This window comes from Hydrogenophaga sp. GW823-FHT04C09 (genome assembly GCF_058796355.1).
This window is the reverse complement of the sequence record NZ_JBXAIO010000011.1, coordinates 86,428-106,121: the sequence shown is the minus strand read 5'-3', so window position 1 is coordinate 106,121 and position 19,694 is coordinate 86,428. Positions and strand designations below refer to the sequence as shown.

Here is a 19,694-nt window from a genome sequence, read left to right as displayed (position 1 = left end):
GCGCCGTGCGCTGCGCCTTGGCGCACTGGTGACGCTGGCAATCCTCCTTGTTGCCTGCACCGCCACGCGCTTGGCCTACAACCAGGCGCCCACCCTGAGCTACTGGTGGATCGACCGCCACGTGGACCTGACGGACACGCAGACCGCGCAGACGCGCGAAGACCTCAAGGCCTTCTTCCAGTGGCACCGCCGCCAGGAGCTGCCAGCCTACGCCAGCCTGCTGCGCCAGTGGCAGACGATGGCGGTGGACCAGGTCTCGCCCGCGCAGGCCTGCGCGCAGTTCGAGGACATCCGCCAGCGGCTGGAGCGGGCCGCGGCCGAGACGGTGGAACCGTTCGCGCGCCTGGCCCTGCAGCTGACCCCGGAGCAGCTGGAGAACCTGAAGAAGCAGCAGGCCGAAAGCAACGAGGACTTTGAAAAGGACTTCCTGCGGGGCAGCCCCCAACAGCGCCTGAACAAGCGGCTGGACAAGGCCGTCGAGCGCAGCGAATCGTTCTACGGCAAGCTCAGTCCGGCACAGCGCGATCTCCTGCGGGACTGGCTGCAGCAGTCGCCCTTCGACCCACAACGCACCCAGGCCGAGCGCCTGCGCCGCCAAGCCGACCTGCTGCAGACGATCCGCGACGCGCAGGCCACGCCCGCCAAGGCCGAGCAGCTGGTGCGCGAGCACATCGCGCGCATCCGCCAATCGCCCGAGCCCAGCTACCACACCTACAACCAGGCGCTCGTGCGCCAGGGCTGCGCCCAGTTCGCCACGCTGCACAACGCCACCACGGCCGAGCAGCGCGCCAACGCCGTGCGCGTGCTCAAGGGCTACGAAGACGACCTGCGCACGCTGAGCGCGCAACGCTGAGGCGCGCTAGGCGACAAAGCGCATCCAGCCCCACACCACGGCCAGCGTGAGCAGCGTCACCGGAATGCCGGTGACCGCGTGGCGTTTCCAGTCGATCACGATGCCTTGCTGGCGCGCCAGGTCGGCCACGATCAGGTTGGCGATCGAGCCCACCAGCAGCAGGTTGCCCGCGAAGGTGGTCACCAGCGCGAGCATCGCGCCGGCCTGCGCGCCGCTGCCGCCCAGGTGCGGCAGCAGCAGCATCACCGCCGGCACGTTGGACACCAGGTTGGACAGCACGGCGCTCACCACCAGCAAGGGCCCCGGCTCGGCCAGATGCACGCCCTGCGTGCCCAGCCAGGCCACCGCCTGCGCGGCCAGGCCGGTGGTCTCGAACGCGTGGTTGACCACGAACAGGCCCATGAACAGCAGCAGCAGCGGCCAGTCGATCAGGCCCAGCACGTGCGAGGAATGCAGCCGCCGGCTGAGCAGCAGCAAGCCCGCGCCCACCAGGGCCGCCACGTCGCGTGGCCAGTCGGTGAACAGGAAGATCAGCATCAGCGCGCCCGCCACCAGCAGGCCCTTGGTGGTCTGCCAGGCGTCGAAGGCGGGCTCTTCGGGCGGCGCTTCGGCCATGGCCGCGAAAGGCCGGCCGGCGGCCTCGGGGGCGGACGCGGTGCGCGCACCGGGCCCGAACGCGAGCCAGAGCCACAACAGCAGCAGGCTGATCAGCACCGGCGCCAGCGCCTGCCGCACATAGCCGCCAAAGGGCAGCTGCAGCACCGAGCCGATCAGCATGTTCTGCGGGTTGCCGATCAGCGTGGCGGCCGAGCCGATGTTGGCCGCGCAGGCCAGGCCGATGAGGAAGGGCAGCGGGTTGATGCCACGCTGCAGGCACAGCCGCGCCACCACCGGCGTCATGGCCAGGCAGATGATGTCGTTGGAGAACACCGCCGAGAGCGCGCCCGAGACCACGATCAGCGCGGCCAGCAGGCCGTTGCGCGACAGCGGCAGCGCGCCCACCCGCCGCGTCACCGCACCATAGAAACCGCCCAGGCGCATCTGCGCCGAGACCACCATGAACGCGAACAGCAGCACGATGGTGGGCAGGTCCACCGAGCGCGCCGCGTCCTCCACCGGCAGGCCGCTCAGGCCGATCACCGCGATGGCGCCGAGCAGGGCCACGCCCGAGCGGTCCAGCTTCAGGCGCGGCAGGCCGCCCAGGAACATGCCCAGGTAGACGACGGCGAAGACCGCGACGATGCCCCAGTCGGTGGCGGTGTGGTGTAGGGCGGAAGTGGTGGGCATGCGCTGCGGATCGTAGCGCGAGCGGGGCCGGCGCTCAGGTGGCGCGCGGCACCAGGCGGATCGCGCCCGGGTAACTGGCCGGGGCCACGCGCCCGTACAGCAGCGCGACGATGGCCACGCAGGCCAGGTGCATCAGCCATCCGGCGCGAAAACCTCCCGTCGCGTCGCGCAGCAAGGCGATGATCCAGGGCGGTATCGCGGCGATCAGGAAGCCGCCGCCCTGCATCAGCGCCGACAGCGCCCCCGCCTGCCCGGGATCGGACAGGTGCTCCAGCGCCACGATCAAGGACAGCGCGAAGCAGCCCCCCAGCCCCGCGCCCAGCAGCACCACCCAGGCCAGAGGCGCCGCATCGGGCCACAGCGCCAGCGCAGCGAAGCCGATGGCCTGCAGGGCCAGCGTGAACCACAGCCAGGGCCGGCGGTCTTCGCGCCGGCCGGCCAGCATCGGCAGGCCCAGGGCCGCCAGCGCCTGGCTCAGCGCCAGCACGGCCAGCAGCGTGCCGCTGCCGGCCGCGCTCCAGCCATGCTCCTGAAAGAACGGCGCCAGCCAGGCCACGACGGTCGAATAACCGCCGTTGACCAGGCCGAAACACAGCATCAGCAGCCAGACGCGCGGCCGCCGCAGGTAGGCCGTCACGGCTAGGCTGTCCTGGCGGCCCGGGGCGTCGGGCGGCAGGCTGCGCGCCGCCAGCGCCACGGCGAGCAGCGCGGGCACGGCCATCCAGGCCAGGCCCAGGTGCCAGTTGCCGCTGGCCGCCGCCACCAGCGGCGCGACCTGCGCGCCGAGCGCGCCACCGCCCATCAGCATCGCCGAGTACAGGCCCATCACCACACCGACATGGCGCGGAAACTGCCGCTTGACGATGCCGGGCAGCAGCGCCTGCACCACCGCCGCACCCAAGCCCAGCAGGGCGGCGGTGCCCACCAGCTGCCAGCCGTTCTGCGTGAACAGGCGAAGCATGGAGCCCAGCACCAGCAGGATCAGCGCGGCCACCACGGCGCGGCGTGCTCCGATGCGGGTCTGCAGCCAGGGGCCCGCGAAGGCGAACACGCCCATCAGCAGCATCGGCACCAGGGTCAGCAGCGACATCCCCTTCAGACCGAGCCCGGTGTACCGGCCGATGTCGGCCGCCAGCGGCCCGATGCCCGCGATGAAGGGCCGCAGGTTGAGCGCGATCAGGGCCACCGCGACCAGCAGCCAGCGGACGTTCACCTTCACGGGCCTAGGCCTTCCGGTTCCGTGCCTGCGCCTGCGCCCATTGCGCGTACAGATCCGGGCGCGGCACCGGCAGGTGGCGAATGTGCATGGACTGCTCGGCCAAGGGCTTGGCGAGGTCTTCGTAGATCGCCGCCGTGGACAGCCCGAACGGCGCGCCCTCCTCGTTGGAATAGGCGTAGGCGACCCGCACCACGCCGGCCAGCCGCATCGCCGCCAGGCACATGGGGCAGGGGTGGCCGCTGGCGTAGACAGCGCAGCCGCTCAGGTCGGGCGATCCGAGCCGGCGGCTGGCGGCGCGCAGGGCCGACATCTCCGCGTGGGCCGTCGGGTCGTGGGTGGCCAGGATCTCGTTGACGCCGGTGGCCAGCACCTCGCCACCGCGCACCACCACCGCGCCGAACGGGCGGCCGCCCTGGGCCATGTTGTCGCGCGCCAGTTCGATGGCCTGGTGCAGGAAGTGGGTGTCTGTGTCGCTCATGGGGCTTCAGCGCGCGTGGGCGGCCAGCAGCATCGCTTCGATCGGCTTCTGGCCCTTGGTGCGGGCATGGCGCAGCGGCGTGACGCCGTCCTTGTCCGCCAGGTTGACATTGGCGCCGGCCTTCACGAGCAGGCCCACGATCTGCTGGTGGCGCTCGCCGCCGTCGCCCAGGATGATGGCCTCCAGCAGCGCGGTCCAGCCGAGCCGGTTGACGTGGTCGACCGCGACACCCGCCTCGATCAGCGCGCGCACCGTCTCCACATGGCCGCGCTCGGCCGCCGGGATGAGCGCGGTGCCGCCGTAGCGGTTGGTGCTCTTGAGATCGGCGCCGTGCGACAGCGTCATCTTCAGGATGGCCAGGTGGCCCCGGGCTCCCGCGTAGAGATAAGGGCTGTCGTTGATGCCGTCCTTGGCATTGACGTCGGCGCCGGCCTCGATCAAGGCGCGGGCCGCCTCGACGTGGTTGGCATGGGTGGCGACCAGCAGCGCGGTCGCGCCACTGCCGTCGCGCGCGTCGATCGGCGCGCCCTCGGCCAACAGCCGACGGATGCCGGCGACATCGTTCCGGCCGGCGGCGACATGCAGCAGGAAGGCCTTCCCGGCCTCACTCCCCGAAGAAGCAAATGGAAGCACGGCGAGTGAGGCAAGGATGGAACGGCGAAGCATGATGGCTCCACTGTAGGCAAGGCGCCCAACATTTGGAAATTAAATGTTAGGATGAATTTCATCCATTTTTCAAATGATGCCTCTGCTCGACCCCCGCCTGCTGCGCGCTTTTGCGGCCATCGCCGATGCCGGCAGCTTCACCCTGGCGGCGGACCGCCTGAGCATGACGCAGTCCACCATCAGCCAGCAACTCGCCCGCCTGGAAGAAGCCGTCGGGCAGGTGCTGATCGATCGCGCGGCGCGGCCGATCCAGCCCACGGCGGCCGGCGAGCGCCTGCTCGGCTACACGCGCCGCATCCTGGCGCTGCAGGAAGAGGCGGCATCGGCGCTGCGCGACCCCGCGGGCACGGTGTCCTTGCGCATCGGGGTGCCCGAAGACCTGGTCAGCGCGCCGATGGCCCAGGCCTTTGCGGACTTTGCGCGGCGCCACCGCGAGATCCACCTGGACGTGACGGCCGGACTGAGCCGCGATCTGATCCGGCGCTACCGGGCCGGTGAACTGGACATCGCCATCGCCAAGGAACAGAGCGCCAGCCCCGATCACCGCGCGAGCTTTCCCGAGGCCATGGCCTGGTTCGAAAGCGCCGAGGCCCCGCCGGCCTGGCCCAATCCCCTGCCGCTGGTGGCTTTTCCGCCCGGCGGTCTCTACCGCGAGGCCATGTTCGAGCGCGTGGAACAGGAGCGGCTGGGCTGGTACATCGCCTTCACGGGCAACAGCCTGCACAACGTGCTGGTGGCGGTGGAGGCCGGGCTCGGCCTGTCGCTCCTGCCCCGGAATGCGGTGGCCGGCTACCGCGTGCGGCGCCACGCGCCGTTCCAGGGCGAACCGCCGATCGCGGTCTCCATCTATGCCGGGGAAGGCACGGGCCCCCTGGCCGAACTGGTGGCGCAGATGGCGGCCGTGCTGGCCGCCCGAAGCGGGCAGCAGCCCGCCTGAGCCAAGCCTGCGGTCAGCCCTGCGGCGCGCTGTGCGCTTGTAGGTCCGCCCGCTTCGCGGTCAGCCCTGCGGCGCGCTGTGCGCTTGTAGGTCCGCCCGCTTCGCGGTCAGCCCTGCAAGGCCGCCCACATGTCCTTGTCGCGCTCGGCCGTCCAGATGCGGGGGTTCTTGATGCCCTTGGCTTCGTCGTAGGCGCGGCTCACGTCGAACGGCAGGCAGTGTTCGTAGATGAACACGTGGCCGAACACCGGGTCCATGCTCTTGCGGGTGTGGGCCATGGCGGTCTTGAGGTCCATGCCGGCGGCGGCAGCTTCCTTGCCGGCCTGGAACAGCGTGGTCACCCAGCGCTTGGTGTAGTCCAGCGCCTTGTCCACATCGGCGCGGCCCTTCATGGCTTCGCCACGGCCGGGCACGATGGCCTCGGCCTGGAGTGCGCGCAGGGCTTCGAGCGTGGCGGGCCATTCTTCCAGCTGCGCGTCGCCGGTGTACACGCCGGCTTCGTATTCCACCAGGTCGCCGCTGAACAGCACCTTCTCTTCTTCCACCCAGGCGATGGTGTCACCGCGCGTGTGGCCCTGGCCCGGGTGCCAGATCTCGACCTTCACGCCACCCAGGTCCACGGTCAGCGAGCCCTGGCGGCCCGGCTGGCCATCGCCCACCACCAGCGTCGGCCAGGTCAGGCCGGGCACGCTCTCGGAGCCCCGGAACAGGCGCGGGAAACGCTCCATCTCGCTCTGCATGTCCTCGGCGCCGCGCTCCACGATGAGTTCGTAGGTGCCGCGGCTGGCGATCACTTCGGTCGCGCCCTCGGCCACGTAGGCGCTCGCACCCAGCACGCGCACCGCGTGGTAGTGGGTCAGCAGCACATACTTGATGGGCTTGTCGGAGACGGTTCGGATCTGCCTGATCAGGTCCTGCGCCATGGCCGGCGTGGCCGTGGCGTCGCTCACCATGATGAACTTCTCGCCAATGATCACGCCCGAGTTCGGGTCGCCTTCGGCGGTGTAGGCCCAGCAATGTTTGCTGAGCTGTTCGAAAGTGGTTTTCTTGTCGTCCAGGTCGGCCTGGGAGGCGAAGGCTTTGCTCATGGGGGGTCTCCTGTGGGGAAGCACAAATTTTACCTAAACGAAATCAATTACGCATACGTAAATCATGATGCCCCCGTGGGGCCACCGGACAAACCGCGTTCCAGCATCTGCACCACCTCCTCGGCGAAGGCGCTGTAGCTCATGGGGCCGCCCGGGCGCAGCCAGGTGAAGGTCCAGTTGATCATGCCGAACAGCATCATGGTCAACGCGGTCTGGTTGGCCGGTGTCACGCGCTCGGGGTAGGCGCGGATGATGAAACGGGTGAACGCCGCCACCACATCGCGCTGGCGGTTGACGATCAGCATGCGCTGCACGGGGCCGAGGAACTTGGTGTCGGACACCAGGGCGATGTGGCGCGTGGCCGAAGTCTCGTACTCGGCCAGGAAGGCCCGCACCAGCTCGCTCAGGGCGTCGCGCTCGCTCAGGTTCTTGCGTTGCGCGCGCGCCTCGGCCTCGCCGATGAGGGCGAGCAGGCGCTGGGTGTAGCGGTCGAGCAGGTCGAACAGGATCGCTTCCTTGCTCTCGTAGTAGTGGTAGAGCCGCGCCTTGCTGGTGCCGCAGGCGGCGGCGACCTCGTTCATGCTTGTGGCGGGAAAACTCTGCGCGGCGAAGCAGCGCGCCGCGACGTTCTGGATTTCGTCGCGCTTGAGCTCGTGGGATGCGGATTTTGGTCGGGCCATCGGCGCATTCTGCCGGATGGCGCCCTAAGATCCGGCCATGGTCAAACCCGTCGATCCCTTCGCCCAACACGCCTGCGAACTGCTCTCGGGCGTGGGGCCGTGCGTGCCCAAGCGCATGTTCGGCGGCTGGGGCATTTCCACCGACGGCATGAACATCGCGATCATTGCGTGGGACACGCTGTTCCTCAAGACCAACGCCGAGACCGAGCCGCGCTGGCTGGCCGCCGGCGGCCGCCCCTTCGTGTACGAATTCAAGGGCAAGTCCGGGCGGCTGCACTACCACACGCCCCCGGACGAGGCGCTGGAGTCACCCGCGCTCATGCTGCCCTGGGCACGGCTCGCGCTGGAGGCGGCGGTGGCCGCGCGCAAGCCGAAACGCAAGCCCCGCTGACGGCCGCAGCGCAGGGCCGCCCCAAGCAAGGCCAGCCCCCTCGGAGGGCAGCGACCCGCGCAGCGACAGAGCGTGGGCGCGCGAGGCCTCAGGGCGGGTTGGATTCGTAGGGCGTGAGCACCCGGCCCCGGCCGGCAACGAGGTACTCGCTGTAGCCGAACAGGCCGCGCATCAGCCGGGCGAACGCCCAGCCTGCCTGCCCCAGGGCCACGGCGAGCTCGCGCGACGGCGCCACCACCTCGCGGCCGAAGCGGTCGGGCTGGTCCACGGCCTGGGGCTCGGCGCACCAGTCGAAACGCACCGGGCCGGCGCTGGCCGGCTGCCAGGGCTCCATCACCAGGCGCGCGCCCGCCGGCACCACCAGGCTTTCACCCGCGGCCAGCATCACGTCACCCGATTCGTTGCCCGCGCCCTGGTGCGGCACACCCAGCGTCACCCACGCTCGGCCCTGCGTGATGTGCAGGCGGCTCGGCACCTGCGGGCGCAGGGTCATCGCGCGGCGCGCGTCGAGGCGCCAGCCACGCAGGGCAGCGGGGCAGGCAACGCGGTCGGACACAACGGCAATGGGGGCGAAACGGGTGTTCATGGAAGGCTCCTTAACAAGGGACGATGGCTCATCCTGGGAATGAATGTTCGGGCCGAACGCCCTCTGCGTCCAATGAATACGCAGTAAGCTATTGATTCGCTAACCGCATCAATGCCCGGAGCCCCCCATGCAGCTCACCAGCAGCCACCCCCGCACCCGCCCCATTGCCGCTGGGCACCTGCGCGCCTTCGAAGCCGTGGCCCGCCACCTCAACTTCCGCGCTGCCGCCGAAGAACTCTCGCTCACGCAAAGCGCGGTCAGCCGGCAGATCCAGGCGCTCGAAGACGAGGTCGGCACCGCCCTCTTCCTGCGCCACACGCGCGCGGTCGAACTCACCAGCGCGGGCTCGCAACTGCTGCGCGCCTCCAGCATGGCGCTGGAGCGCATCGACGCGGCCGTGCGGCAGATCCGCCAGAGCGCAGGCCGCAAGGGCGTGGCCATCACCACCTGGGCCTCGTTCGCCTCCATGTGGCTGATTCCGCGCCTCGAAGCCTTCCAGCGCGACCACCCCGACATCGACATCCGCATCGACGCCACCGACAACGCTGTGGACCTTGCCACCTCCGACGTGGACCTCGCCCTGCGCTACGCCGTGCCACAGGCCATGCCCGCCGACGCGCAGCGCCTCTTCGGCGAACAGCTCACGCCCGTGGCCAGCCCCTGGCTGCTCAAGACCCAGCCCATCCACAGCATTGAAGACCTCTCGCGCTGCGCCCTCATCGAGGCCGGTGACGCGCACCGCACGCGCCACCTCGAATGGCTCACCTGGCAACGCTGGCTCGACACCTTCGGCAACAAGCCCGCCACCCCGGCCGGCAAACGCGGTGGCCGTGCCACGCCGGCCAAGCTCTCGCCGCAGCGCTGGATGTACTTCAACTACGCCAACCAGATCGTGCAGGCCGCACTCACCGGCCAGGGCGTGGCGCTCGCGCGCCTGCCGCTGGTGGCCGAAAGCCTGGCCAGCGGCGCGCTGGTCGAGCCCCTGCCCCACACCCGGCTGGACTCGCCGCTCGTGTACTGGCTGCTGGTCGCGCCGCGCAGCGCGCAGCGGCCCGAGGTCAAGGCCTTTTGCGAATGGCTGCTCAAGCAGGCCGCCGAAACGCGCGAAGCCATCGGCGACGTGCCCGATCCCGACACAGTGGACCAGATGGACTGAGGCGCGGTGGTGCCTGCGCGATCGCGCGCGCTCAGGCACACTCCGGCGCTTTCCCATCCAAAGTCTTCATGTCGTCCTCTCAGCACCTCGCCGCCGGCAACCTGCGCAGCATCACCTTCATGCTCGTGGCCGTGGGCTTCTTCGCGTTCATGGACGCGGTGCTCAAGACCCTCTCCGCCACCTACCCGGTGCTGCAGATCGCCGCGCTGCGTGGCCTCACGGCCCTGCCGCTGGTGCTGCTTTACATCTCGTGGCGCGGTGGCTGGCACACCTTGCTCAAGGTCCGCTGGCCGCTGCACCTGCTGCGGGGCGTGCTCGGCATCACCATGCTCGCGCTGTTCACCCTGGGCGTGCGCGAGCTGCCGCTGTCGGCCGCGTACACGCTGTTCTTCATCTCGCCGCTGCTCATCACAGCCCTCTCGGTGCCCGTGCTCAAGGAGCGCGTGCCCAAGGCGCACTGGTGGGCGATTGCCATCGGTTTCGTGGGCGTGCTCATCGCGCTGCGCCCCAGCGGCGGCGACCTGCAGGCCGGCTTCGTCAGCCTCGGCGGCCTCGCCACGCTGGGCGCGGCCCTGTGCTACGCGATCTCGGCCGTGGTCGGGCGCCTGGCCACCCGCACCGACAGCAGCGAGAGCATGGTGTTCTGGATGATGGTGTTCATGGCCCTCGGCGCGGGCGCGCTCTCCTGGGCCGAGTGGGTGCCGATCCGGCGCAGCGACGCGCTGTTGCTGGTGGCCCTGGCCGTCACCGGCTTCTGCGGCCAGCTCGCCATCACCGAGGCTTTCCGCCACGGCCAGGCCTCGGCCGTGGCCCCGTTCGAGTACAGCGCGCTGGCCTGGGGCCTGGGGCTGGACTGGCTGATCTGGCACACCCTGCCCAGCGCCCACACCTGGGTGGGCGCGGCCATCATCGTGGGCAGCGGGCTCTACCTCGTGCGGCGCGAGAAGCGCATCACCGAGGTGCACGCGAGCGCGGACCATCCGTAGCGGCGCCGGGCAACCGGCATCGAAGACCGGTTTCGCCCAAAGCCGCCTAGACGCCCAATGGTTCCAGCTGCGCCCGCACGAGCATCCTCTGCTCCGGGGGAAGTTGGTCGGCAACGTTCAGAACGGCCTCGCGCGCCAGCACCTTGGCTTCGCTGTCCAAGCCATACAGGCCATTGGCCGCCTCGATCAACACCCCTTCCCGGCCTTCAGTCATCGACTCGACCACCACCAGGAGCGCGTTGAGCACCTGCAGCATCGATGAGCTGTCCGGCAGCACCGAGAGACGGCCAGCCAGGGCGACCAGTGGCTGCGCGCGCTGAGCATCGGGCAATGCCTTCGCCCCATCAAGAACGGCGTCGAACCCGTTTTTGCTGACGTCTTCGGGAAGGTTTGCGCATTGGGTTGCCAACGCAACCAGCACCGCGCCTTGCTCGTCAGCGGGAATGACCTGGTTCATTTGCAGGATCCGATCGAACGACGCCTTTCTTTCTTCATTGGGAATGCACGCCAGTTCTTTGGCCAAGCAGACCAGGCATTCGCTGCGCCGAGCCAGCGGCGCCTCATTCGCGATGTTCAACAGCGCGTTGAACCGGTTTTCCACCGACTCTTCGGTGAGCGAGATCAATGACCCGGCCAGTTCCTCGAAAACAGGCCATCCCTCATCGAACGGCATGTCTTTGGCCAGATTCAGGAGGGCATCGAATCGACCGTGCCGGTCGTCTTGCCACAACTCCCAGAAGCGCCCCCCGAGGGCCACCAGCGGCTTCGATCGGAAACCCTGCGGCATGGCCTCGACAAAGCACAGCATCTGGTCAAACACCTTCGTTCTGTCCTCGATGTCAAAGAGACGGGTCAGCTTCTCCGACAAGGCTATCAAGGGGGTCCCCTGCATGTACTCATCGAGTTGCTTGATGCTTGCCAGGAACGACTGAAACGCCGGCATGACGCCATCTTGTGACCGCGTCACCGAGAAGTGGCTTCTGATCGCCTGGGCCAGCAGCCGGTCTTCGGTGGCCTTCCTGAGTTTTCGGTTGACCGCACCTGCGGCCCGCACGTCCGCCTCGGCCAGATAGCCCGTGATGTGCCGAACCAAGTCGTGTTGCAACGTGTTCAGCGGCGAGGCGCACTGGCGGATGGTCTCTTTCAAGTCGGCGTGAATGTCCTTGGACCACGCGCCATTCGGGTCCGAGAGGCTCAACTCATCGCGCAGAGCTTGCAGTGCGGCCCTCGCCTCACAGCGCCTTTCAGAGGTCAGGGCACTGAATCCGTGGTTCACGGCGGTCAACACCGATCGGCAATCCGCCAGACCCAGGAAGGGGCCTTCGAGCGGGAAGAACGTGCCCAGCGTTTCCTGCATGAGGAGGGCCAGGTCTTCATAGGAGCGAAGGCGACCCTGAGAGCCGACGATGTCGCCTTCATTCGACGCGGCACAGCGGCCGGTGTTCGACGCAATGTGGAAAGAATTCATGTTCAAACAGTCTTTGATACCCAGCACGGCGCTGGAAGACCTGAGTGACCCACCCTTTTCCCCAAGTTCGCCGTGCGACCGACACGGCGGTGCCGCTCAGCGCTCAGGCCACATCACGCCCGTGTCGCTCAGGATCGCGTCCAGCGGCACATCGTGGATCTCGGGCTTGAGGTAGGGCAGCCAGCCGAAGTCGTAGCCCAGGCCCACGGTGAACGGCTTGGGATTCAGGCTGGCGAGCGTGCGGTCATAGAAACCGCCGCCATAGCCCAGGCGGAAACCGCCGGGCCCGTAGCCCACGCAGGGCACGAAAATCAGCGTGGGCACGACGATCTCGGTGTCCTTCGGCTTGGGAATGCCGTAGGCGTCTTCTTCCATCGGGCAGCCCGGGTACCAGGTGTAGAAGGTCAGCGTCTTGTCCACCTTGTTCACCACCGGCAGGCCGATGCGCCGGTGCTGCTGCTGCCCTTGCGCGTCCTCCTCCAGGCCGGCCTCCTGCCAGCGGAACAGCGCGGGCAGCGGATCGAACTCGCCCTTGATCGGCCAATACGCGCCGATGACGGTGTCGGGCCGGTGGATCAGCCACACGCGCATGACCCGCTGCAGCAGGTCGTTGCGCCAGGCGCGGTCGGCCAGGGACTGTCGTTTTTCAATCAGCGATTTGCGCCATTCGACCTTCAGCGCAGCCGCCGATCCGTCGCCCGGCGAAGCGTGGGGTTTGTGGGGACTCTGACCGTCTTTGTTGTCCATAATCGACACATGAATCTGGTTGATGAGAAACAGGGCAGCGCGCGGCGAATCGGTCGACGCCTGCAAGGGCTGGGACTGCGGCTCATTATGGCGGTGCTCGTGACACCGGGCCTTGCGCTGGCACAAGCCACCAGCGGCGGCGATGCCGCGCTGCTGGAGATGCGCTCGGCCTATTCGCGCGGCAACAGCTTCCAGCTCGCCAACCTGCTGCCCACCGTGCGCGGCCACGCGCTGGAGCCGCTGGCGAACTACTGGAGCATCCGCTCGCGGCTGGACATCGCCACGCCGGTGGACATCCGCGCCGCGCTCGACCGCATGGCGGGCACCTACTGGGAAGACCGCCTGCGCAACGACTGGCTGCTGCAGTTGGGCAAGGCACGCGACTGGGCCAACTTCGACGCCGAGCTGCCACGCTTTCGCATGAACGACGACCGCCAGGTGCGCTGCTACGCACTCATGCGCGACGTGATGACCGGCCGCGCGACCGGCGAGGCCGTGGCGCCCGTGGTGCAGGCCAACTGGCACGCGCAGCGCGAGGCCGAAGACGGTTGCGCGACCGCCGCCAAGTTCCTGCTCGACGCCGGGCAGCTCAAACCCCAGGTGGTGTGGCAGCGCGCCCGGCTGGCCATGGACGCCAACCGCGCGCGCGTGGCCACCCAGGCCGTGGCCATGCTGGACCCGGACCTGAGCGCCACGGTCGACAGCATCGCAAGCGACCCCGTGAAATACCTGGACGAAAAACTCACCGCGATCCGGCCGCGCACCAAGGAACTGGTGACGCTGGCCATCATCCGCCTCGCCGCCAACGACCCCACCGCCGCCGCGCTGGAGATGGACCGCACGCGCTGGAAGGCCCAGCTCACCAAGGAAGAGCGCAGCTGGACCTGGGGCGTGATCGGCAAGCGCTCGGCGCAGAAGCTGCAGGCCGAGGCGCTGGGCTACTTCGCCAACGGCGAAGACCGCCACATGCACGACGAGCACCTGGCCTGGAAGGCGCGCGCGGGCATGCGCGCGGGCTCCTGGAGCGCCGTGCACGATGCCGTGGCCGCCATGAGCGAGGCCCAGCAGAGCGACCCGGCCTGGGTGTACTGGGAAGCGCGCGCGGTGCAGGCGCTCAAGCTGCCCGACCCGGTCGCCGCCTCGGCCAAGGCGCGCGAGCTGTTCGAGAGCATCGCCTCCACCCGCGACTTCTACGAACAGCTGGCGATGGAAGAACTCGGCCGGCCCATCACCGTGCCGGCCGCGCCCGCACCGCTCACCGCCGAGGAAGTCGCCGCCGCGCAGAACAACCCCGGCCTGCGCCGCGCGCTGATCGCCATCCGCCTGGGCCTGCGCAGCGAAGGCGTGCGCGAGTGGAACTACACCGTGGGCCTGCACACCCCCGGCGGCATGGGCGAGCGCGAGCTGCTGGCCGCCTCGGCCCTGGCCTGCCAGCATGAGCTCTGGGACCGCTGCATCAACACCAGCCTGCGCACGCCCGAATCGATGGACCACGCGCAGCGCTTCCCCACGCCGCACCGCGCCCAGGTGGTCAGCCGCGCCACCGAGATCGGCCTGGACCCGGCCTACGTGTACGGACTGATCCGGCAGGAAAGCCGCTTCATCACCGACGCCCGCTCGGGCGTGGGCGCTTCCGGGCTCATGCAGGTGATGCCGGCCACCGCGCGCTGGACCGCCAACAAGATCGGCCTGACCAACTTCAAACCCGCCCAGATCACCGAGCGCGACACCAACATCCAGATCGGCACCGCCTACCTGAAGTTCGCGCTCGACGACTTCCAGGGCTCGCTGCCGCTGGCCGCCGCCGCGTACAACGCCGGGCCCGGCCGCTCGCGCCAGTGGCGCAACGGGCCGGTGCTGCCGGGCGAGGTCTGGACCGAGAACATCCCTTTCGAGGAAACGCGCGACTACGTCAAGCGCGTGCTGGCCAACACCACCAACTACGCCGCGCAAATCACCGGCCAGCCGCAGTCGCTGCGCGCGCGGCTGGGCACCGTGGGCCCGCGCCCGGTGAACGCCCCCACCGTCAACCCCGACCTGCCCTGACGCCCATGAAGAACGTTCTTGTCCTCGGTGGCACCGGCTTCATCGGCCGCCACGTCTGCGAAAAACTGCACCGCCAGGGCTGGCGCATCACCGTGCCCACCCGCCGCGCCCTGAACGCCGCGCATGTGCAGCACCTGCCTCGGGTGACGGTGCTCGAAGCCGACGTGCACGACCCCGGGCAACTGCTCAGCCTGCTGGACGGGCACGCCGCACTCGTCAACCTCGTGGCCATCCTGCACGGCAGCGAAGACGACTTCGAGCGCGTGCACGTGGAACTGCCGCTCTCGCTGGCCGAGGCCTGCGCGGCCGACGGCATCCGCCGCGTGGTGCACGTGAGCGCGCTGGGCGCGAGCCTGGACGGCCCGTCACGCTACCAGCGCAGCAAGGCGCGCGGCGAAGAGGTGCTGCGCGGCGCGGGCCTGGACCTCACCATCCTGCGGCCCAGCGTGGTCTTTGGCGAGGGCGACCGCTTTCTCAACCTGTTCGCGCGCCTGCAGGCCGTGCTGCCCGTCGTGCCGCTGGCCGGCGCGAACGCGCGCTTTCAGCCCGTGTGGGTGGAAGACGTGGCCCAGGCGGTGGTGACCTGCCTGCGCGACCGCGACCTGCCCATGAGCAGCGCGGGCCAGACGTTCGAATGCGTCGGGCCCGAGGTGTTCACCCTGGCCGAGCTCGTGCGCATCGCCGGGCGCCATGGCAGCCGGCAGCGCCCCGTGCTGCCGCTGCCCGCACCACTGGCGCGGCTGCAGGCCATGGTGATGGAGGCCATGCCCGGCGACCCGGTGATGAGCCGCGACAACCTCGATTCGATGGCGGTGGACAACGTGGCCTCGCGGCAATGGCCCGACCTTTCGGCACTGGGCATCCGGCCCGCCAGCGTGCACAGCGTGGCCCCGACCTACCTCGGCGACCGCGGCGGGCGCAGCCAGCTGTTGGATTACCGGCACGGCGCCGGCCGCTGAGCCGAAACTTCGGGCTTTTTTGGGGGCGGGGGTATTTTTTTGGCACACTCCGCGTGTGGCAGAAATGAATACCTTTAACCGACAGGAGCCCCAATGGCCGCACCCGTTCTCAAAAAGCCCAACCGCCGCCTCGCCCCCATCCCCACCCCCACCGAGGAAGACTCGACCTACCGCCCCGAGCATCAGCGCGATGTGGTCAACCGGCTCAAGCGCATCGAAGGCCAGGTGCGCGGCCTGATCGAGATGGTTGAGAATGGCCGGGGCTGTGAGGATGTGGCCCAGCAGATGTGTGCCGCGCGCAAGGCGATGGACAAAGCCTTCTACCGGATGATGGCCTGCTCGGTCATGGAAGCGGTGTCGGAATCGGACTCCGAAATCAACACCTTCCTGCAGGTGGAGCGCTCGACGCGCATTCTTGAAAAATACGCCTAAAGCATTCACCTCAGAACACCTTCCGTGAACCCGCTCGGGCCTCATGGGCCGCGAATCAATCGCCTGGCGTTTTGGCATCAATGCGTGGCCGGCGACCCTCTACCATGGGCGGTTCTTTCAGGAGATCCTTTCCATGGCACTGCAGCTCTACGTCGGCAACAAGAACTACTCGTCCTGGTCCATGCGCCCCTGGGTGCTGATGAAGCAGGCGGGCATTGCGTTCGAAGAGAAGATGATCCGGTTCGACTCGTTCGACGTGAATTCGGTCTTCAAGAAGGAGCTGCGCACGGTCAGCCCCGTTGCCAAGGTGCCGGTGCTGGTGGACGACGGCTTTGCCATCTGGGACACGCTGGCGATCGCCGAGTACCTCGCCGAGCGTTTCCCCGAGAAGCAACTCTGGCCGCAGGACGTGTGCGCCCGGGCACGGGCGCGCAGCGTCTGCGCCGAGATGCACAGCGGTTTTGGCGCGCTGCGCAACCACTGCCCCATGAACATCGAGGCCTCGCTGCCCGAGATCGGCCGCCTGATCTGGCGCGACAAGCCGGACGTGCGCGCCGACGTGGCCCGCCTGTGCGGCCTGTGGAGCGAGCTGCTGGCGGCCCAGCCGGCCGGGGCCCTGCTGTTTGGCTCGTTCAGCATCGCCGATGCGTACTTCGCACCGGTGTGCATGCGCATCGCCACCTACGAGCTGCCCGTGCCGGCCGACCTCGCCGCCTACGTGGCCCGCGTGCGCGCGCTGCCCGGGGTGAAGGCCTGGATGGACGAGGCGCTGGCCGAGCACGACTTCATCGATTTCGACGAGCCGTACCGGCTGGGCCGCTGAGCGGGTGATGAACGCCGTCACCCTCGCCGCCCTGGAAGCCTTCCCGGGCCAGCTGGAGGCGCACTTTGCCGCGTTCCCCAGCGGGTTCACGCAATGGGCGCCGCCGTCCTGGGCCGGCGTGCCCAGCGAGCCGCTGACCGCGCTCGAGCAGGTCTGCCATGTGCGCGACATCGAAATCGATGGCTACCAAGTGCGCTTCCACCGCACGCTGAACGAAAGCCATCCGACGCTGGTGTCCATCGACACCGACGCCCTGGTCGTCGAACGCGGCTACGGCACGTCCGACGCGGCGCAGGCCCTGCTCGACTTCCGCGCCGCAAGGGCCCGCACCGTGGCCCTGCTGGCCGGGCTGGCGCCCGATCGGTTCGACCGCACCGCGGTGTTCGAGGGCTATGGGCCCGTGACCCTGCGCGGCCTGGTGCACTACCTCTGCAGCCACGACCAGCAGCACCTGGCCGGCCTGCAGTGGCTGCTCGGCCAGATCGAGGCTTCGCGCGTGCCCGCGAACGGCTGAGCCGTTCACCGCGGTCCCGCCCCGCGAGCGCGATCGCTCAGAAGTGCACGACGGTGCGGATCGACTTGCCTTCGTGCATCAGGTCGAAGGCTTCGTTGATCTCGCTGAGCTGGCGGGTGTGGGTGACGAAGGGCGCCAGCTGCAGATGGCCTGCCATCGCGTCGCGCACCATGCCGGGCAGTTCGGTGCGGCCTTTGACGCCGCCAAAGGCCGTGCCCAGCCACTTGCGGCCGGTGACCAGCTGGAACGGGCGTGTGGAAATTTCCTGGCCCGCACCGGCCACGCCGATGACCACGGACTGGCCCCAGCCGCGGTGCGCGCACTCCAAGGCCGCGCGCATCACGTGGACGTTGCCGATGCACTCGAAGGAATGGTCCACGCCCCAGCCGGTCATTTCCACGATGACCTGCTGGATGGGTTTGTCGAAGTCCTTGGGGTTGACGACATCCGTCGCGCCGAAGGTCCTGGCCAGGTCGAACTTCGAGGGGTTGGTGTCGACCGCGATGATGCGGCCGGCCTTGGCCAGCTTGGCGCCCTGGACCACGGCCAGACCGATGCCGCCCAGCCCGAACACGGCCACCGAGTCGCCTTCCTGCACCTTGGCCGTGTTCTTGACGGCCCCCAGGCCGGTGGTCACGCCACAGCCCAGCAGGCAGACCTGCTCGGGGTTGGCCTGCGCGTCGATCCTGGCCAGGGACACCTCGGCCACCACGGTGTATTCGCTGAAGGTGGAGCACCCCATGTAGTGGTGGATGGGCTGGCCGTTGTAGGAGAAGCGCGTCGTTCCATCGGGCATCACGCCCTTGCCCTGGGTGGCGCGCACGGCCACGCACAGGTTGGTCTTGCCGGATCGGCAGAACAGGCATTCACCGCATTCGGCCGTGTACAGCGGGATCACGTGGTCGCCCGGCTTGACGCTGGTGACGCCTTCGCCGACCTCGACCACGATGCCTGCGCCTTCATGGCCCAGGACCACGGGGAAGAGACCTTCCGGGTCGTCGCCGGACAGCGTGAAGGCGTCGGTGTGGCACACGCCCGTGTGGGTGATGCGGACCAGCACCTCGCCCTGGCGCGGCGGGGCCACGTCGATTTCAACGATCTGAAGCGGTTCTCCGGCCTTGAAGGCCACGGCAGCGCGCGATTTCATCTTTGGGGGGGTCCTTATAGTTGGCTTCGTCTTTCGAAGAGGGCCCCGCACGATATCGGCGACGGCGCCTGAGCGCTACCCGTTGCCGGGCGCTTCGAGCCGGGTTGGCCGGCGCATCGGTCAAGTTGGCCGGATCGGAACGGGCCATTCGTGAAACGACAACACAGGCACAACGAAACCACTGGAACATGGAAGTCCCTATGCACTCTTCACCCGTCCGGGTCGACCTGGTCGTGTACCCAGGGTTCAAGGCGCTGGAGGCCATCGGCACCATGAGCGTGCTGGAGTACGCCAACATCCATCTGGCGCAAAGTGGCCGACCGCCCGGCTACAGCGTGAGGATCGCCTCCACCCGGGTTGGCACGATCGCCTCCGACCTGCAGATGTCGCTGGAAGCCACGAAGGCCGTTGACGCGACCGACCTCCCGGACATCGCGGTCATCGTGGGCGCGCGCGCCATCGAGCAGGCCCTGGCGTCGAACCAGCCTCTGGTGGAATGGGCCCGCGACAACGCCTCCCGGGTGAACCGCCTGGTGGGCCTGTGCTCGGGCAGTTTCTTCCTCGCGGAGGCCGGGCTGCTGGACGGCCTGCGCGCCACCACCCACTGGAGCGCGGCGGGCCTGCTGCAGCGAAAGTTCAGGGATGTGAAGGTGGAGCCCGACGCGATCTACATCCGCGCCGGTCATCTCTGGACGTCGGCGGGCGTGACCGCCTGCATCGATCTGGCGCTGGCCCTGGTGGAAGAGGATTTCGGCCGCTCCCTGGCCCTGGCGGTGGCCCGGGATCTGGTCGTCTACCTGCGGCGCCCAGGCGGGCAGTCCCAGTACAGCATGCACCTGGCCAGCCAGAACACCACGCACCCGGGCATCCGCGAGGTGCAGGACTGGATTCTCTCCAACGTCGCGTCGCCGATGCCGCAGAGCGATCTGGCCCGGCGGGCGGCCATGAGCGAGCGGAATTTTCGCCGCGTGTTCGTGAAGGAAGTGGGCGTCGCGCCGAACCAGTACATCGACGCGGCCAGGCTCGACAAGGCCTGCGTGCTCCTGCAGGACGGGGATCTGCCCTTGAAGTCGATCGCCGGGCGCGTCGGCTATGCCTCCGAGCAGTCGCTGCGCAAGCTGTTCCTGAAGCAACTGGGCGTCACGGCCGAGGAGTACCGGGTGCGCTTCAGCAGCGCGCGCCGGCATTCGGATTGAGCACCCAGGCGCGGCCGGCCAGCCCCTGCGCCTAA

21 protein-coding genes are annotated in these 19,694 nt (G+C 68.8%); 11 read left to right on the top strand and 10 right to left on the bottom strand.

Features of this window, described 5'->3' with window-relative positions:
* Positions 1-28: 28 nt before the first annotated feature.
* On the top strand, positions 29-853 hold the full coding sequence (locus tag AC1Q9M_RS24050) for a DUF6279 family lipoprotein (RefSeq protein ID WP_444688893.1): 825 nt from the start codon (positions 29-31) through the stop codon (positions 851-853).
* 6 nt (positions 854-859) lie between these two features.
* On the opposite strand, the gene AC1Q9M_RS24045 is transcribed toward AC1Q9M_RS24050, so the two are convergent.
* Genes AC1Q9M_RS24045 through AC1Q9M_RS24030 form a run of 4 tightly spaced genes read right to left on the bottom strand, consistent with a single transcriptional unit; the run spans position 860 to position 4,503 of the window.
* Positions 860-2,140 (bottom strand): SLC13 family permease, encoded by a 1,281-nt coding sequence (locus AC1Q9M_RS24045; RefSeq protein ID WP_492436135.1) that lies wholly within the window; start codon positions 2,138-2,140, stop codon positions 860-862.
* Positions 2,141-2,174: 34 nt separating this feature from the next.
* On the bottom strand, positions 2,175-3,359 hold the full coding sequence (locus AC1Q9M_RS24040) for a cyanate transporter (protein ID WP_492436133.1): 1,185 nt from the start codon (positions 3,357-3,359) through the stop codon (positions 2,175-2,177).
* Between the two features lie 4 nt (positions 3,360-3,363).
* Positions 3,364-3,837, bottom strand: coding sequence for a nucleoside deaminase (locus tag AC1Q9M_RS24035; protein ID WP_444688896.1), 474 nt, complete (start codon positions 3,835-3,837; stop codon positions 3,364-3,366).
* 6 nt (positions 3,838-3,843) lie between these two features.
* Entirely contained in the window at positions 3,844-4,503 is a 660-nt protein-coding gene (locus AC1Q9M_RS24030) for an ankyrin repeat domain-containing protein (protein ID WP_492436130.1), read from the bottom strand.
* A 73-nt stretch (positions 4,504-4,576) separates the two neighbouring features.
* Here AC1Q9M_RS24030 and AC1Q9M_RS24025 point away from each other — a divergent pair, with 73 nt between their 5' ends.
* Complete coding sequence (locus tag AC1Q9M_RS24025) at positions 4,577-5,440, top strand: LysR family transcriptional regulator (protein ID WP_492436128.1); 864 nt, start codon at positions 4,577-4,579, stop codon at positions 5,438-5,440.
* A gap of 107 nt (positions 5,441-5,547) precedes the next feature.
* Here AC1Q9M_RS24025 and AC1Q9M_RS24020 read toward each other — a convergent pair whose 3' ends face one another.
* Both AC1Q9M_RS24020 and AC1Q9M_RS24015 read right to left on the bottom strand, forming a co-directional pair.
* Positions 5,548-6,528, bottom strand: coding sequence for an MBL fold metallo-hydrolase (locus tag AC1Q9M_RS24020; RefSeq protein WP_492436126.1), 981 nt, complete (start codon positions 6,526-6,528; stop codon positions 5,548-5,550).
* 62 nt (positions 6,529-6,590) lie between these two features.
* The gene (locus AC1Q9M_RS24015) at positions 6,591-7,208 is read right to left on the bottom strand and encodes a TetR/AcrR family transcriptional regulator (RefSeq protein ID WP_382323068.1); all 618 of its coding nucleotides are present in this window, start codon (positions 7,206-7,208) and stop codon (positions 6,591-6,593) included.
* Between the two features lie 37 nt (positions 7,209-7,245).
* Between AC1Q9M_RS24015 and AC1Q9M_RS24010 the strand changes: the two genes are divergently transcribed.
* Positions 7,246-7,599 (top strand): TfoX/Sxy family protein, encoded by a 354-nt coding sequence (locus tag AC1Q9M_RS24010; protein ID WP_382162250.1) that lies wholly within the window; start codon positions 7,246-7,248, stop codon positions 7,597-7,599.
* 88 nt (positions 7,600-7,687) lie between these two features.
* On the opposite strand, the gene AC1Q9M_RS24005 is transcribed toward AC1Q9M_RS24010, so the two are convergent.
* A complete protein-coding gene (locus AC1Q9M_RS24005) occupies positions 7,688-8,185 on the bottom strand; it encodes a DUF2917 domain-containing protein (protein ID WP_382162253.1) in 498 nt (165 codons plus the stop codon).
* Positions 8,186-8,312: 127 nt separating this feature from the next.
* Between AC1Q9M_RS24005 and AC1Q9M_RS24000 the strand changes: the two genes are divergently transcribed.
* Together AC1Q9M_RS24000 and AC1Q9M_RS23995 are read left to right on the top strand one after the other, a co-directional pair.
* Positions 8,313-9,341, top strand: a complete 1,029-nt coding sequence (locus AC1Q9M_RS24000) for a LysR substrate-binding domain-containing protein (protein WP_492436123.1) — start codon at positions 8,313-8,315, stop codon at positions 9,339-9,341.
* Between the two features lie 68 nt (positions 9,342-9,409).
* On the top strand, positions 9,410-10,327 hold the full coding sequence (locus tag AC1Q9M_RS23995) for a DMT family transporter (RefSeq protein WP_492436121.1): 918 nt from the start codon (positions 9,410-9,412) through the stop codon (positions 10,325-10,327).
* Between the two features lie 46 nt (positions 10,328-10,373).
* On the opposite strand, the gene AC1Q9M_RS23990 is transcribed toward AC1Q9M_RS23995, so the two are convergent.
* Both AC1Q9M_RS23990 and AC1Q9M_RS23985 read right to left on the bottom strand, forming a co-directional pair.
* On the bottom strand, positions 10,374-11,795 hold the full coding sequence (locus AC1Q9M_RS23990) for a hypothetical protein (RefSeq protein WP_492436119.1): 1,422 nt from the start codon (positions 11,793-11,795) through the stop codon (positions 10,374-10,376).
* A 96-nt stretch (positions 11,796-11,891) separates the two neighbouring features.
* Positions 11,892-12,542, bottom strand: coding sequence for a 5-formyltetrahydrofolate cyclo-ligase (locus tag AC1Q9M_RS23985; protein ID WP_382323065.1), 651 nt, complete (start codon positions 12,540-12,542; stop codon positions 11,892-11,894).
* 87 nt (positions 12,543-12,629) lie between these two features.
* On the opposite strand from AC1Q9M_RS23985, the gene AC1Q9M_RS23980 reads away from it, so the two are divergent.
* The 5 genes from AC1Q9M_RS23980 to AC1Q9M_RS23960 all read left to right on the top strand — a co-directional run bounded on the left by AC1Q9M_RS23980 (position 12,630) and on the right by AC1Q9M_RS23960 (position 17,316).
* Complete coding sequence (locus AC1Q9M_RS23980; RefSeq protein ID WP_492436146.1) at positions 12,630-14,588, top strand: lytic transglycosylase domain-containing protein; 1,959 nt, start codon at positions 12,630-12,632, stop codon at positions 14,586-14,588.
* A 5-nt stretch (positions 14,589-14,593) separates the two neighbouring features.
* On the top strand, positions 14,594-15,547 hold the full coding sequence (locus tag AC1Q9M_RS23975; RefSeq protein ID WP_492436116.1) for a complex I NDUFA9 subunit family protein: 954 nt from the start codon (positions 14,594-14,596) through the stop codon (positions 15,545-15,547).
* 93 nt (positions 15,548-15,640) lie between these two features.
* Complete coding sequence (locus tag AC1Q9M_RS23970) at positions 15,641-15,979, top strand: metal-sensitive transcriptional regulator (RefSeq protein WP_382162267.1); 339 nt, start codon at positions 15,641-15,643, stop codon at positions 15,977-15,979.
* A 133-nt stretch (positions 15,980-16,112) separates the two neighbouring features.
* Entirely contained in the window at positions 16,113-16,802 is a 690-nt protein-coding gene (locus AC1Q9M_RS23965) for a glutathione S-transferase family protein (protein ID WP_492436114.1), read from the top strand.
* A gap of 7 nt (positions 16,803-16,809) precedes the next feature.
* The gene (locus tag AC1Q9M_RS23960; protein ID WP_492436112.1) at positions 16,810-17,316 is read left to right on the top strand and encodes a DinB family protein; all 507 of its coding nucleotides are present in this window, start codon (positions 16,810-16,812) and stop codon (positions 17,314-17,316) included.
* A 37-nt stretch (positions 17,317-17,353) separates the two neighbouring features.
* Here the strand turns inward: AC1Q9M_RS23960 and AC1Q9M_RS23955 are convergent, their stop codons facing one another.
* Positions 17,354-18,463 (bottom strand): S-(hydroxymethyl)glutathione dehydrogenase/class III alcohol dehydrogenase, encoded by a 1,110-nt coding sequence (locus AC1Q9M_RS23955; RefSeq protein WP_382162276.1) that lies wholly within the window; start codon positions 18,461-18,463, stop codon positions 17,354-17,356.
* A 200-nt stretch (positions 18,464-18,663) separates the two neighbouring features.
* Here AC1Q9M_RS23955 and AC1Q9M_RS23950 point away from each other — a divergent pair, with 200 nt between their 5' ends.
* Entirely contained in the window at positions 18,664-19,659 is a 996-nt protein-coding gene (locus AC1Q9M_RS23950; protein ID WP_382323061.1) for a GlxA family transcriptional regulator, read from the top strand.
* The last annotated feature ends 35 nt before the right edge of the window (positions 19,660-19,694 follow it).

Coding starts and splice junctions, on each gene's coding strand:
- AC1Q9M_RS24020 (WP_492436126.1), bottom strand. CDS start 6,528: ATGAGCAAAGCCTTCGCCTCCCAGGCCGACCTGGACGACAAGAAAACC.
- AC1Q9M_RS24010 (WP_382162250.1), top strand. CDS start 7,246: ATGGTCAAACCCGTCGATCCCTTCGCCCAACACGCCTGCGAACTGCTC.
- AC1Q9M_RS23960 (WP_492436112.1), top strand. CDS start 16,810: ATGAACGCCGTCACCCTCGCCGCCCTGGAAGCCTTCCCGGGCCAGCTG.
- AC1Q9M_RS23985 (WP_382323065.1), bottom strand. CDS start 12,542: ATGGACAACAAAGACGGTCAGAGTCCCCACAAACCCCACGCTTCGCCG.
- AC1Q9M_RS24030 (WP_492436130.1), bottom strand. CDS start 4,503: ATGCTTCGCCGTTCCATCCTTGCCTCACTCGCCGTGCTTCCATTTGCT.
- AC1Q9M_RS23990 (WP_492436119.1), bottom strand. CDS start 11,795: ATGAATTCTTTCCACATTGCGTCGAACACCGGCCGCTGTGCCGCGTCG.
- AC1Q9M_RS23965 (WP_492436114.1), top strand. CDS start 16,113: ATGGCACTGCAGCTCTACGTCGGCAACAAGAACTACTCGTCCTGGTCC.
- AC1Q9M_RS23995 (WP_492436121.1), top strand. CDS start 9,410: ATGTCGTCCTCTCAGCACCTCGCCGCCGGCAACCTGCGCAGCATCACC.
- AC1Q9M_RS24035 (WP_444688896.1), bottom strand. CDS start 3,837: ATGAGCGACACAGACACCCACTTCCTGCACCAGGCCATCGAACTGGCG.
- AC1Q9M_RS24015 (WP_382323068.1), bottom strand. CDS start 7,208: ATGGCCCGACCAAAATCCGCATCCCACGAGCTCAAGCGCGACGAAATC.
- AC1Q9M_RS23975 (WP_492436116.1), top strand. CDS start 14,594: ATGAAGAACGTTCTTGTCCTCGGTGGCACCGGCTTCATCGGCCGCCAC.
- AC1Q9M_RS23955 (WP_382162276.1), bottom strand. CDS start 18,463: ATGAAATCGCGCGCTGCCGTGGCCTTCAAGGCCGGAGAACCGCTTCAG.
- AC1Q9M_RS24025 (WP_492436128.1), top strand. CDS start 4,577: ATGATGCCTCTGCTCGACCCCCGCCTGCTGCGCGCTTTTGCGGCCATC.
- AC1Q9M_RS24000 (WP_492436123.1), top strand. CDS start 8,313: ATGCAGCTCACCAGCAGCCACCCCCGCACCCGCCCCATTGCCGCTGGG.
- AC1Q9M_RS24005 (WP_382162253.1), bottom strand. CDS start 8,185: ATGAACACCCGTTTCGCCCCCATTGCCGTTGTGTCCGACCGCGTTGCC.
- AC1Q9M_RS24045 (WP_492436135.1), bottom strand. CDS start 2,140: ATGCCCACCACTTCCGCCCTACACCACACCGCCACCGACTGGGGCATC.
- AC1Q9M_RS23980 (WP_492436146.1), top strand. CDS start 12,630: ATGGCGGTGCTCGTGACACCGGGCCTTGCGCTGGCACAAGCCACCAGC.
- AC1Q9M_RS23970 (WP_382162267.1), top strand. CDS start 15,641: ATGGCCGCACCCGTTCTCAAAAAGCCCAACCGCCGCCTCGCCCCCATC.
- AC1Q9M_RS23950 (WP_382323061.1), top strand. CDS start 18,664: ATGCACTCTTCACCCGTCCGGGTCGACCTGGTCGTGTACCCAGGGTTC.